Annotated in this window: 12 protein-coding genes and 1 pseudogene; 2 read left to right on the forward strand and 11 right to left on the reverse strand. The window is 51.1% G+C overall.

Features of this window, described 5'->3' with window-relative positions:
* Positions 1 to 64: 64 nt before the first annotated feature.
* Positions 65 to 973, forward strand: coding sequence for a hypothetical protein (locus G465_RS0100590; protein ID WP_022652534.1), 909 nt, complete (start codon positions 65 to 67; stop codon positions 971 to 973).
* Here G465_RS0100590 and G465_RS0100595 read toward each other — a convergent pair.
* Complete coding sequence (locus tag G465_RS0100595) at positions 953 to 1,888, reverse strand: LysR family transcriptional regulator (protein ID WP_022652535.1); 936 nt, start codon at positions 1,886 to 1,888, stop codon at positions 953 to 955. The genes G465_RS0100590 and G465_RS0100595 overlap by 21 nt on opposite strands.
* Before the next feature lie 94 nt (positions 1,889 to 1,982).
* Between G465_RS0100595 and metE the strand changes: the two genes are divergently transcribed.
* A complete protein-coding gene (gene metE / locus G465_RS0100600; RefSeq protein ID WP_022652536.1) occupies positions 1,983 to 4,259 on the forward strand; it encodes a 5-methyltetrahydropteroyltriglutamate--homocysteine S-methyltransferase in 2,277 nt (758 codons plus the stop codon).
* A gap of 188 nt (positions 4,260 to 4,447) precedes the next feature.
* On the opposite strand, the gene G465_RS0100605 is transcribed toward metE, so the two are convergent.
* From G465_RS0100605 to G465_RS12930, 10 genes and pseudogenes are all read right to left on the reverse strand, one after another.
* Positions 4,448 to 4,780, reverse strand: coding sequence for a type II toxin-antitoxin system PemK/MazF family toxin (locus G465_RS0100605; RefSeq protein WP_022652537.1), 333 nt, complete (start codon positions 4,778 to 4,780; stop codon positions 4,448 to 4,450).
* Positions 4,780 to 5,037 (reverse strand): AbrB/MazE/SpoVT family DNA-binding domain-containing protein, encoded by a 258-nt coding sequence (locus tag G465_RS0100610; RefSeq protein ID WP_022652538.1) that lies wholly within the window; start codon positions 5,035 to 5,037, stop codon positions 4,780 to 4,782. The genes G465_RS0100605 and G465_RS0100610 overlap by 1 nt, the downstream gene beginning before the upstream one ends.
* Positions 5,038 to 5,362: 325 nt before the next feature.
* Positions 5,363 to 6,073 (reverse strand): ABC transporter ATP-binding protein, encoded by a 711-nt coding sequence (locus tag G465_RS0100620; protein ID WP_022652540.1) that lies wholly within the window; start codon positions 6,071 to 6,073, stop codon positions 5,363 to 5,365.
* Positions 6,070 to 6,840 carry an ABC transporter ATP-binding protein gene (locus G465_RS0100625; RefSeq protein WP_022652541.1) on the reverse strand — a complete coding sequence of 257 codons (771 nt, stop codon included), beginning with the start codon at positions 6,838 to 6,840 and terminating at the stop codon, positions 6,070 to 6,072. The genes G465_RS0100620 and G465_RS0100625 overlap by 4 nt, the downstream gene beginning before the upstream one ends.
* A gap of 3 nt (positions 6,841 to 6,843) precedes the next feature.
* Positions 6,844 to 7,959 (reverse strand): ABC transporter permease subunit, encoded by a 1,116-nt coding sequence (locus tag G465_RS0100630; protein WP_022652542.1) that lies wholly within the window; start codon positions 7,957 to 7,959, stop codon positions 6,844 to 6,846.
* Positions 7,960 to 7,978: 19 nt separating this feature from the next.
* On the reverse strand, positions 7,979 to 8,905 hold the full coding sequence (locus G465_RS0100635) for a branched-chain amino acid ABC transporter permease (RefSeq protein WP_022652543.1): 927 nt from the start codon (positions 8,903 to 8,905) through the stop codon (positions 7,979 to 7,981).
* A 662-nt stretch (positions 8,906 to 9,567) separates the two neighbouring features.
* On the reverse strand, positions 9,568 to 10,596 hold the full coding sequence (gene astA, locus G465_RS0100645) for an arginine N-succinyltransferase (RefSeq protein WP_022652545.1): 1,029 nt from the start codon (positions 10,594 to 10,596) through the stop codon (positions 9,568 to 9,570).
* Positions 10,590 to 11,462 carry an arginine N-succinyltransferase gene (gene astA / locus G465_RS12925; protein ID WP_211213649.1) on the reverse strand — a complete coding sequence of 291 codons (873 nt, stop codon included), beginning with the start codon at positions 11,460 to 11,462 and terminating at the stop codon, positions 10,590 to 10,592. Before astA (G465_RS12925) ends, astA (G465_RS0100645) begins: the two co-directional genes overlap by 7 nt.
* The gene (locus G465_RS16300; RefSeq protein ID WP_052165350.1) at positions 11,422 to 11,619 is read right to left on the reverse strand and encodes an arginine N-succinyltransferase; all 198 of its coding nucleotides are present in this window, start codon (positions 11,617 to 11,619) and stop codon (positions 11,422 to 11,424) included. The genes astA (G465_RS12925) and G465_RS16300 overlap by 41 nt, the downstream gene beginning before the upstream one ends.
* Positions 11,620 to 11,623: 4 nt before the next feature.
* Positions 11,624 to 12,866: pseudogene (locus G465_RS12930) on the reverse strand (aspartate aminotransferase family protein).
* Positions 12,867 to 12,978 lie beyond the last annotated feature (112 nt).

Consider the following 12,978-nt stretch of genomic DNA (forward strand, 5'->3'; position numbering starts at 1 on the left):
CCCTGCGCTGTCTGCCTGTTCTTTGTTATGCTGGAGGTTTGTTTGCTCTGGTGGAATTCTCTCCATGCCAATGTGTTCAGGGGCCAGTCTGCTACTGGCAGATCGTGCACTTGTCCTTACTTTTCCAATTCTTGAAGGCTCACAGCTGATTCATTTGTCACGTCAGCGTGATATCCAAGCGCAAGATTGGTATTCCACTGATCATCTTGCCCATCATATTTCCGCTTTACTCGACCAAGCCTATCAAGTGGGCGCTCAACCACCGTCTTTAGTCTATCCCTTGCTGCCTGCCGATTGGGTGGCCAGTCATACCAATCAAAGCCGTATCCAACTCAACCACCCGACAGCCCTCGATGGGGAAACATTCAAACAGGCTTATGATGGTGCCGCGCCTCATCCTTTGACACCCCATAGCTTAATGTTGCTTGAGCTGCCGGCGGATTACGAAGTGGATGGGCAATGGCAAACGCAACTCCACGCCTTACACAGCGGCCAAACCCTCACCGTCACACGCCATGCCATTTTTGCCCCGCGACAACGACTACAAACCCTGTCTAAAGCGGTTCATTTACTGGGTCTATTAGTTGCCGTACCGCAAGTCGCCACCGTCACTACCGCGCACACCCTCGCACAAACTAAACAACAAGCCGTTGGTTTATTAGACCTCACCCCCGAACATGCAGTGTTAGCATTGATTCACCATGAGACCTTACGACGCTTTCATGTGCTACAGGCGCCCACCGGCCTGCCTCCGCTGCGTTTGGTCAAGGAAGTGGCACAGCTATTAGATAACCTCCCACTGCCATTGCGCCAAGACACACAATTTTACGTCCTCGACCGCCACCGCCGTATCCCCCCCATCCTCAGCAGCCTTGCCAGTCAAGCCGGCTTAACTTTATTAGCAGGTAGCGATGCGGCTTTGGCCGAACAATTGGCACAACAGGCAGTGTATTCACTCCACCAACGGCAGTAAGGCAATACCAGCCAATGCGCTGGCACAGACCTCGCGCATGGTATGTAAAAAATCGGCCATATACGGTAAATGGGCATCTTCTTGCCGCACCACCGCATACAACTCACCAAATAACCCTCCCTCGCCAATCGGCCGTGCCGAAATATAGTGGCGATCCACATACGATTTCACCGCCCAAAACGGCAATGCCGCCACCCCTCGGCGACTGGCCACCAACTGTAAGATAGCGACAGTAAGCTCTGAGGTACGCCGTGCAGGATTGATACCGGCTGGCAATAACACCTGCCGCACTAGATCAAGCATGTCATCCGGCACTGGATAGGTAATTAAGGTTTGATCACGGAAATCCTCCGCCGACAGCCGTGGTTTTTCTGCCAATGGATGATCATTTGCCAGCAAAGCCATAATTTCATAACGAAATAATGGGGTATAAAACACCGCTGGATCGGGTTCGTATTCTGATACCACCGCCAAATCAGCACGATGAGTCAACAGCAAACTGGTTGGGTCGGCATGAAAGCCCGACACAATATCCAGCTCAACCTCTCGCCAATGGGCCCGAAAATCGTCCATCGTTGGCATCAACCAGTCGAAACAGGTGTGGCATTCCACCGCAATCCGCAAACAACCTGCCTCACCATCCACCATGCGGCTTAACTCACGCTCGGCTTCTTCGACGGCAGGTAAGACCAGTTGTGCCAAGGTCAACAACCGTTGGCCGGTTTGTGTAGCGCACAGTGGTTGTCGTCGTCGATCAAATAGCTGGGTGTTGTAATGCGTTTCTAAGGCTTTGAGCTGATGCGACAACGCCGATTGCGTCAGATGCAGCCGTTGGGCCGCAGCAGAAACGCTGCCAGTGTCTTGTAAAGTCAACATCGTGCGTAGATGACGCAGTTCCAAAACAGAGCGCGACATAAATTTTTTTCATCCTTACAATAAAAAACATGATTTTGCCTCATGTTGTAACTGAGTGCATCATGGCAGGGTGATTTTCTATGGAGCACTCGCTATGACCACCTTACACACCCTTGGTTTTCCCCGCATTGGCGCCCAACGTGAATTAAAACAAGCTCAAGAAGCGTTTTGGCGTGGAGAAAGCAATGTTGAGGCACTGCACACCACCGCACGCCAATTGCGCCAGCGGCATTGGTTATTACAAAAAGGGGCTGGCATCGAACGCATTGCCGTCGGTGATTTCACCTTGTACGACCATGTTCTCGACCATCAAGTATTATTTGGTGCACTGCCGGCGCGTTTTGGCTTGGATGTTGCCAACTTGAGCACGGAAGATTATTTCGCCTTAGCGCGGGGCAATGCCCAACAACCTGCCTTGGAAATGACAAAGTGGTTTGACACCAACTATCACTATTTGGTGCCAGAGTTCGACCGCCACACCACATTTCAATTACAACCAGCCACCTTGTTTAACCAACTGAGCGAGGCACAAGCATTAGGGATTCCAGCGAAACCGGTGTTATTGGGGCCGGTGAGTTTTCTTTATCTCGGCAAAGAAAAAGAAGCCAATTTTGATCGACTCAGTCTATTAACAGACCTCTTGCCGTTGTATATCGATTTACTGACCCAACTAGCGGCACGCGGCATCGATTGGGTGCAAATAGATGAACCGATCTTAGGCCTAGAATTAGATGCAGCATGGCAACAAGCCTTTTTCACTGCCTATCAAGCCCTCGCCGCACAGCCGTGCAAACTGTTACTGACCACTTATTTTGCCTCGGTAGCAGAACAGCTGCCTTTGCTAAAAGATTTACCGATTGCAGGTTTACATATCGATGTGGTGCGAGCACCCGCGCAATTAGCTGTTTTTACACAACAATGGCCGGCGGAGCGGGTGTTATCGGTAGGGATCATTGATGGACGCAATGTATGGCGGGCAGATTTATCGCAAAAACTCGCCCAACTCAAACCCGCCGCCGGCAAATTTGGTCAGCAGTTATGGCTATCCAGCAGTTGTTCTCTGTTGCATACCCCGGTTGATTTAGCCTTTGAAACAGAATTAGACAGCGAGTTGAAAATCTGGCTCGCATTTGCAACACAAAAACTCAATGAGATTAAAGTGTTAGGTCGTGGTCTCGATCACGGTGAAGCCAGCATTGCCAATGAATTGGCCGCCAGCGACCATGCACGGGACAGTCGTGCCAAGAGCCCACGTGTGGTGAATGCGGCGGTGCGGGCCGCCCGTCAGGCACTCACTACCGCCGATGGTCAACGCCATAGCGCGTATCCGCAGCGCGCCGCCGCACAGAAAGCCGCACTGAAGCTACCGTTATTGCCCACCACCACCATTGGTTCTTTCCCACAAACCCCCGACATCCGCCGTGCCCGCGCCGCTTTCAAACGTGGCGAACTTGATCAGCACAGCTATCAACAAGCGATGGAGCAGGAAATTCGCTTTGCGGTCGAAAAACAGTTGGCACTTGGTTTGGATGTATTGGTTCATGGTGAAGCCGAACGCAACGACATGGTGGAATACTTCGGCGAACAGTTAGAAGGGTTTGCCTTCACCCGCAATGGCTGGGTGCAAAGTTATGGTAGCCGTTGTGTGAAACCACCGATTTTGTTTGGTGATGTTAGCCGCCCAACGGCGATGACGGTAGCGTGGAGCCAATTTGCCCAAAGCCTGACCGATAAGCCGATGAAAGGGATGTTGACTGGGCCAGTCACCATTTTGCAATGGTCGTTTGTCCGCGATGATCAGCCACGGCGTGATACCTGCTTGGATATTGCCTTAGCTATCCGTGCCGAAGTGAAAGACCTCGAACAAGCGGGTATTACTGTCATTCAAATCGATGAACCGGCTTTCCGCGAAGGTTTACCGTTACAACGCAGCCAATGGCAGGATTATTTAGATTGGGCAGGGTTCGCTTTCCGTGTTTCGGCTTCGGCTGTCAACGACAGCACACAGATTCACACCCACATGTGCTATTCCGAATTTAACGACATTCTGCCCGCTATTGCTGCTTTAGATGCCGATGTGATTACCATTGAAACCAGCCGGTCTGATATGGAGTTGTTGGATGCGTTTGGTGAATTTGCCTATCCAAATGAAATTGGCCCTGGGGTGTATGACATTCATAGTCCACGCGTTCCGACTGAGGCGGATATTGTGCGGCTGTTGGAAAAAGCTTTGGCCGTCATCCCAGCATCGCGGCTGTGGGTGAATCCCGATTGCGGCCTTAAAACCCGTGGTTGGCCAGAAACTGAAGCCGCTTTAGCTGCCATGCTGCGCGCCACACAACAACTGCGCCAGCGATTAGCAAACGCCTAAATCGGTAATGAAAGATTATTTATCATAGAAATAAAAAAGCCCGTAATCGGGCTTTTTTTATTGTGCAAATTTTTATTTCGGTGGAGTGGGTACGGGGTTTGTGCCCACTAAATTCGTAGCTATTAAGCGGTGGGCAAAAAAACATGCCCACACTACCGAACTCGTTTGAGTACCAGAGTTACGCACAATCAAGTGAAGATCGGCGCAATTTTGGCGAGTACCTCGTCAAGCACGGACTGTGGCACGCTTTCAAGTTTGCGGCCGTGGCGTGAATCAATATCGAGTGCGCGGGGCTGATCACAGCGCACGATACCCGTCGTTTGTGTACCTGATCCCATAAGAGAAACAGCAAAGCCCGCTGTGCGAGCAAAATTACCGCCACTGGTAATCGGCAGTACGATGGGCGTTCGTGTCAGCCGGTTAAACGCTGTCGGTGATACCACCAGCACGGGGCGAGTACCCTGTTGCTCGTGACCTGATGTCGGGTCAAGTGAAACGAGATAAATATCACCTCGCTCCATCACAACAGCTCGCCACCAACCGCAGGTGCCTCCAGCCATTCACGATCTTCCGCCGAGATCTCAGCATTGGGATCGCACTGAGCAAGCAACTCTTCGAGCGTGTAACGTGGCCGTAGATTCGGATTAACCACCAGACAGCCATGGTCGATCGCAAGCCCTACCGTCACACCTGCGTGTAGATGCAGTTGGTCAAGAAAAGCAGGGGGCACGGCCAACATGACCGAACCGCCAACCTTGCGCAAACTTGTTGTGTACATGAGCATCTCCCATTTATCAGGTTATACTTTAGTATAACTAAATCTTACCTTTGTATCCAACCACCGGCTGTTTCGCTTAGGGGGAGGGGAAAAAAACCGCCCGACCCAATTCAGGGCGAGGCGGTTCGGTGTTACATGCGGCGGTGTTTTGCCGTTTTGCCGATGTGGTGGGCACGGGGTTTGTGTCCACTAAATTCGGGCCATTATGTGGTGGGCAAAAAAACATACCTACCGACTTGCCTCCAACTGGGTGCGCCCTACCGGTCGCACAAAAAAATGCCACCCCTCGCAGGGTGGCACAAGTCTCGTGAAGGGTTGCCAGTGTTTATTCGCCCAAATAGGCTTTTTTCACTGCATCACTGTGTAACAATTCTTGCGCAGGGCCGGACATCGTAATTTTACCGGACTCCATCACATAACCTCGGTCGGAGACTTCTAACGCCAACTTCGCGTTTTGCTCAACCAATAAAATGGTTACGCCCTGCTGAGAAATCATTTTCACAATTTCAAAGATTTTTTGCACGATAATCGGTGCTAAACCCATCGAAGGTTCGTCTAATAACAACAGTTTAGGCTTTGCCAAAATCGCACGGCCCATTGCCAACATCTGTTGTTCACCGCCCGACAACGTCCCAGCCAACTGTTTATAGCGTTCTTTCAAACGAGGAAAGAGCTCGTAAACATGTTCGATTTCTGCATTGATGGCGTTTGGATCGTTGCGATAAAACGCCCCCATCCGCAGGTTTTCTTCGACGGTTAGGCGTGAGAACACCCCACGACCCTCGGGCACCAAAGACAGGCCTTTCGAGACAAAATGATGCACCGGAATTTTCGTGCAGTCGTTGCCATCGTAGCTAATCGAACCTGACTTTGGTTTGACCAAACCCACCAAGGTTTTCAACGTGGTGGTTTTGCCGGCACCGTTGGCACCAATCAGCGTCACCAATTCGCCTTGCTCGATATGCAAGTCGATCCCTTTTACCGCTTGAATGCCGCCGTAGGCAACTTCAAGCTTTTTCACTTCAAGCAGGCTCATGCGTGGGCAGCTCCCAAATAGGCCTCGATCACGCGAGGGTTGTTTTTCACCTCGGCAGGCAGACCTTCGGCAATTTTCTTACCGTAGTCCAACACCGCAATCCGGTCACACAAAGTCATCATTAACTTCACATCATGTTCAATCAACAACAACGTGACGCCGGTGGCGCGGATTTTTTCCATCAACACCTGCAAGTCTTCTGTCTCGCGAGGGTTCATACCGGCAGCAGGTTCATCCAAGGCCAATAAAGTCGGCTCGGTGGCCAGCGCACGGGCAATTTCTAAACGCCGTTGGTGACCATAGCTGAGGTTTTTTGCCCGTTCATTGGCGACTTCTGAAATGCCGACATAAGCCAACAACTCACGCGCCCGTTGCCGAATGGCTTTTTCTTCATTGCGAGTTTTTTTGTCTCGCAACATCGCACCCAACGCGCCAGCAAACGTGCGGACATGACGACCCACCATCACGTTTTCCAACGCCGTCATTTCACCAAACAGACGAATGTTTTGGAATGTGCGCGCAATCCCTGCGTCAACAATCACATGCGGTTTTTTGCAGAATAGGTCTTTACCGTTAAAGGTAAACACCCCTTCATCAGGCTGATACAGACCGGTTAGCACGTTAAACAAAGTGGTTTTACCCGCCCCATTCGGGCCAATCAAACCGTAAATCTCACCTTTGTTGATCGTCAGCCCAACATCGTTGAGCGCATGCAGACCACCGAAGCGTTTGTGAATACCTTCAATTTTAAGTAGTGCTTCTGCCATGATTTACCCCTTGATTCCTTCTTGACGTGCCTGAGAATCAACAGCAGGCAAATCTTCGTCGAGGGCATCGTGGAACTCAGCTGCCCGACGCTTATTCGGCCACAGGCCTTCTGGACGCAACAACATCACCAAAATCAGCGCTAAACCGAACAACAACATCCGTGCATTTTCTGGATCGATCAACATTTTGCCAAAAACAGCCATTTGCACTGGGCCAATCACATCACGCAGCAATTCTGGTGTGATGGTCAGCAAGATCGCACCCAGAATCACCCCTGGGATATGCCCCATGCCGCCCAACACCACCATCGCCAACACCATGATCGACTCTAACAAACCGAACGATTCTGGCGATACAAAGCCTTGGAAGCTGGCAAACAAACCACCGGCAATCCCACCAAACACCGCGCCGAGGGCAAAAGCCAACAGTTTGATGTTGCGGATGTTAATCCCCATCGCCGAGGCGGCAATGTCATCTTCACGCAACGCCACCCACGCCCGACCAATACGGGAATGTTGCAAGCGCGAACACACAATCACGGTTAAGACACAGAGAATCAGGAACAGGTAGTAATACAGGTACACCGAGTTAATTTTGGTGCCAAACAATTCAATCGATTTACCTAAACTAACACCGGCAATTTCGACTGGGGCAATCATATTCACCCCTTGTGGCCCGTTGGTGATGTTGATTGGCGCATTGAGGTTATTCATAAAAATCCGAATAATTTCCCCAAAACCCAAGGTCACAATCGCCAGATAGTCACCGCGTAGTTTTAAGACCGGCGTCCCCAACATAATGCCAGCACACGCGGCAAGGAAAGCCCCCACCGGCAAAATCGTCCACCACGGTAAGAAGATGCCGAAGTGTGGCGAGTTAAGCAGGGCGTAGGTATAGGCCCCCACAGCATAGAAAGCAATAAAGCCCAAATCGAGTAGGCCAGCAAAACCGACCACGATATTCAGACCCAATGCCAGCATGATATACAGCAGGGCAAAATCGAGGGTACGCACCCAAGAATTACCCAGCGTACCGCCGACAATAAAAGGTAGGCAGGCTAAACCAATCGCCGCCAAGCCGAAAACGGCCAGTTGTTTTACCTTGTTGACTTGTGTCATCTGTCTGTCTCCCAGTCAATCAAGCACGTTCGGCCACGCGTTCGCCCAACAAACCAGACGGACGGAACACCAACACTAAAATCAATACCATAAAGGCAAAGATGTCTTGATAGTGGCTGCCAAGGAAACCACCGGTTAAATCACCGATATAACCTGCGCCCAACGACTCGATCACCCCCAACAGAATGCCACCGACCACCGCACCACCGAGGTTACCAATCCCACCCAATACCGCAGCAGTAAAGGCTTTCAGACCAATCAAGAACCCCATGTGCGAGTGTGCTTGGTCATAGTTTGCCGCCACCATCACGCCAGCAATCGCGCCTAAGCCGGCACCAATCACAAACGTCATCGAAATCACGGTGTTGACATTCACCCCCATCAAACCTGCAACAGCAGGGTTTTGGCTGGTAGCACGCATGGCACGGCCAAGCTTGGTTTTTTCGACCATCAGCAACAGGCCCACCATGATGGCAATCGCCAAGAAGATAATGACCACTTGCAACACGGTAATCGAGGCGCCAAAGATATTGACACTATCGTGTGGCAATAAAGGCGGGAAGGGGATGTAGTTACGGCCCCAGATTAAGATGGCTAGGTTTTGTAACACAATCGACAGACCAATCGCTGTAATCAGCGGAGCCAGTCGCGGTGCATTACGCAATGGCCGATAGGCCACCCGTTCGATGGTAAAGCCCAGCAACATACACACCGGAATCGCCACCATCAGAGCCAATAACACCATCACGGCCCCCGGCAAATCGACACCAGCATTGGCTAATACACCCAACACGGTAATCGTTACCATCGCACCGATCATTGTCACTTCACCATGGGCAAAGTTGATCAAACCCATAATGCCGTACACCATGGTGTACCCAAGCGCAATCAGCGCATAAATACTGCCGAGCACCAGCCCATTCAGTATCTGTTGTAGAAAATCCACAGCAGGAACTCTCCTTTGCCTTTGCATGGGGTTAAACTTCGCCAAGAAACGAAGTCAAGCAAGGACAGGTCAGAAATTACACCTCGTGATCCCGTCTTTTTTATTTGAAAAACCGCTTGAGCGGTATGGGGCGGATTATGGTTTTGACTGCCCACCCTGTCAACGCAATAAAAAAATTATTTACTGCAGTAAAGGCTACCGAGTGGGTTTTTACACTACCTTAGCGCAGTTTTCTGGAAAATTCCCCTATGTTTTCACTATTTTGTAATGTCGCAACGCACAATAATCTGGCATAAAACATGCCCCAAAACAGGGAAACCCAGCACTGTTTTGCAACTTAAGCTGCGAAATGTGAATATTTTTTTAAACGCAGAGAAAAGCCACATCACCTTCTTGTTTTACTCGAAAAGGCCAACAATAGCTGTAGAGAAAATGGCATTTTTTCTGTCATAGCAGGAAAAATATCCCATAAATTGCATAAAAATGGCAGAGCATGGCCGAGAAATCAGAAAATTATTTCGTCATGCCAAATTTGAGAAAGGTCAGCGTAGAGTCTGCAAAATCATCGTTGAGAATCTTAAACAGTTTGGGTGGGAGGTTGCCGTGGGACGATAGTAGGATGCACTGCACCGAAATAGCGCAGTGCTGTTTATCTCTCAACCTCACCGCGCAGGCAACGGACATACCCGCACGATATCGCCCTCTTGTCGCAATAACGCTGCAGCCACACTAGGCATCAATTCAATTTCTTCACGCTCGTGATGACAGACAGCAGAAGCAAGCACCGCCCGAAACTGTTGATCAACCGTATTGCTCAAGAGATAGGGGGTAGCGGTTGCAGGAAGTGATTCAACCACCCGCAGTCGATAACAGCGGCTGGCAGCAACAGTACGAATCTGCTCCGTCTCCGCCACCAGCGTTGGCCCGCCATCAAAAATATCGACATAGCCTTGTTGCACAAAGCCCTCGTGACGCAACAAGGCTTCTGCCAATACCGTATCGGGATGGGTTTGTGCCAGCACCGCTTGGGCCTCAGCCGGCAGAAAATCGAGATACACCGGATATTTCGGCATCATTTCCGCCACAAAGGCTTTGTGCCCCAGTCCAGTTAAACGATCGGCTTCGGCAAAATCAATTTGGAAAAAATGACGGCCCAAGCCTTCCCAAAAGGGAGAGCGCCCCTGACCATCACACACCCCACGCAATTCTGAGATCACGCGAGCCGGAAAACGGCTGATAAATTGTGCAATGAACAAAAAGCGTGCCCGCGATAATAACGCGCCCCAGCCTTGCCCACGCACGCTAGGGTCGAGATAAAGTGAGCACAACTCAGCACAACCGGTGTAATCATTCGACAAAAATAGGCTTTGATGTTGACTCCAAATCCCTAGCGCAGGAGAGGCATGCACCATAGTGCCAATCCGATAGTGATAACACGGCGCATCCAAGCCCACCGCGCCACGAATGGCGCTGATGCCGACCACCTGTTGTCGGGTTTGGTCTTCCAATACAAACAAATAATCCGCCTCGGCCAACGGGCTCAGCCCCGCAAATGCCTGCTGTGAGGCGGTAATCCGCTGGGCTAGACGGGCTTCATCCACTGGCAACGAAGTGACCCCGACCCCAGCTGCCGCCGCAAAACGCAGCAGCACCGCAAGATCGGTTTCAGCGATGGGGCGCAGCACTAACATAAGGATTCATCCACAGGCAAGGCAGTCACCGTTTCGCCCTCACGCAGCCCAAGTGCGGCGCAGGTTTCCAGCGGTAGATACAATTTATTCACATCCACCGTACCGGTGGTGAGGGTGGCACGAAACTCGGCCGTCGCGGTATTGGCTAATAAATAGGGCTGGGTGTGCGATGCGGCAGGCGCAGCATGTCGCACAAAATAGGATTTTGCTGCAGCGATTGAACGGACATGATCGGTACGAGCGACTAAAGTCGGCGCACCGTCAAAAATCGCTAAATAATCTTCGTCTTCAAATCCCTCGGCCATCAAAATCGACCACGGCAATTCAGCATCGGGATGAATTTGTCCAATCACATGCTGGGCGGCATCGGGCAATAAGCTGACGTAGATGGGATAGCTGGGCATTAACTCGGCGACAAACGTTTTACTGCGAGTGGCAACTAAATGTTGTGCTTGGGCGTAATCGATGTGGAAAAACTTGCGCCCAATCGCTTCCCAAAATGGCGATATTCCATTTTCATCAGTCCACCCCACCATTTCGGCAATCAAACGCCGCGCAAAACGCTCGCGGTGTTGAGCAATAAACAATAACCGCGCCCGCGATAACAGCTGTGCCGCATAAGGATGGCGATGATAAGCCGGCTCTAAAAAGAAGGCACATAGCTGGCTTTCACCAGATAAATCATGACATAAAGTTAAAGCATGAATTTTATTGTGGACATTCAAGCTAGCGGAGGCGTGGATAAGAGTTTCATTACGATAACTGTAAAATGGTTCAGAAAACCCTGCCGCCGCCGCAATCGCCGCCGTCCCACACAACCGGCCTTCATCCTCCCTCCAACACAAATTGATAAAACTCGGTGCCATAGGTTGCCACATCGGTTTCAAACGAACGCACCGATAAACAAATGCGTTCGAATAAGGTATCTCTTTGATCGGGAAGATTGGTGACGCCCACCCCACTATCGTGAGCCATGCGTTCGATAGCAGGCAGGTCGGACACCCGTACCGGGCGAATGATCATCGCATTACCCTTGTTGAGCCACAAAACGAGCCAATGCACGATCCAAGCGTGCTAAGCCTTCATCAATGTCGGCATCGTCAATCACCAGCGAAGGGGCAAAACGCAACACATTCATCCCCGCCACCAACACAATCAACAATTCTTCTTCTGCTGCTTGCATCAGGGCTTTGGCTTGATTTTGATAACGCTCATTCATCACCGCACCCAACAACAGCCCCAAACCGCGCACTTCGGCAAAGACTTGATAACGGGCATTTAACGCTTCCAGCCCCGCTACTAAACGCTGATGTTTGGCTTTCACACCGGCGAGAGTGGACGGTGTATTGATGACATCCAACACCCGTTCTGCCACAGCACACGCCAAGGGATTGCCGCCATAGGTAGTACCGTGCGAGCCCACGCCAAAACTGGCCGCCACTTTGGCGGTACTTAAAATGGCCCCAATCGGGAAACCACCGCCCAACGACTTAGCCGAGGACAAAATATCGGGAGTCACGCCATATTCCATATAGGCGAACAACGAGCCTGAACGCCCCATCCCTGTTTGCACTTCATCAAAAATCAGCAAAGCCTGATGACGGTCGGCAATTTCACGGGCAGCCGCTAAAAATTCACGCTGGGCTGGCAAAACACCGCCTTCACCCTGCACCGGCTCCACAATAATGGCACAGGTATTGTCGTTGACGGCGGCTTCGAGCGCAGCAATGTCGTTATAGGGAATGTGCTCAATACCAGATGGGGCAGGGGCGAACCCTTCAACATACTTTGGCTGTCCACCGGTCGAGACCGTGAATAAGGTTCGGCCATGAAATGAATTGAGGGTAGAGACAATATGGTGCTTATGTGGCCCAAAATGGTCGTGGGCATATTTACGCGCCAATTTCAAAGCAGCTTCGTTTGCCTCGGCACCGGAATTGCAGAAAAACACTTTTTCAGCAAAGGTCGCCGCCACCAATTTGCTGGCTAAACGCAGTGCAGGTTCGTTAGTCATCACATTCGAGACATGCCATAACTGTTGTGCTTGTTCGGTTAAGGCCTCGACTAAGGCGGGGTGGCAATGGCCAAGAGAGTTCACTGCAATGCCGCCGGCAAAATCCACAAATTCACGCCCTGCTTGATCCCACAGACGCGCGCCACGCCCGCGCACCGGGACGCGCGCCACGCCCGCGCACCGGAATAAAGGCGGCAGGGGCATAGTTGGGAAACATCACTTCATCAAAGGTGGCGCGGGTGATCGCAGCAGACATCACAGTTCCTTTTCAATATTCAGTCGAAAAACACAGGCTAACAAAAACAGATTGCAATTGTTGATTTTGCAACAGAACTGCCAGCTTAGGCGACAACTTTCACCGGCAAGTT

Source organism: Aquaspirillum serpens DSM 68, assembly GCF_000420525.1.
Taxonomy (GTDB): domain Bacteria; phylum Pseudomonadota; class Gammaproteobacteria; order Burkholderiales; family Aquaspirillaceae; genus Aquaspirillum; species Aquaspirillum serpens.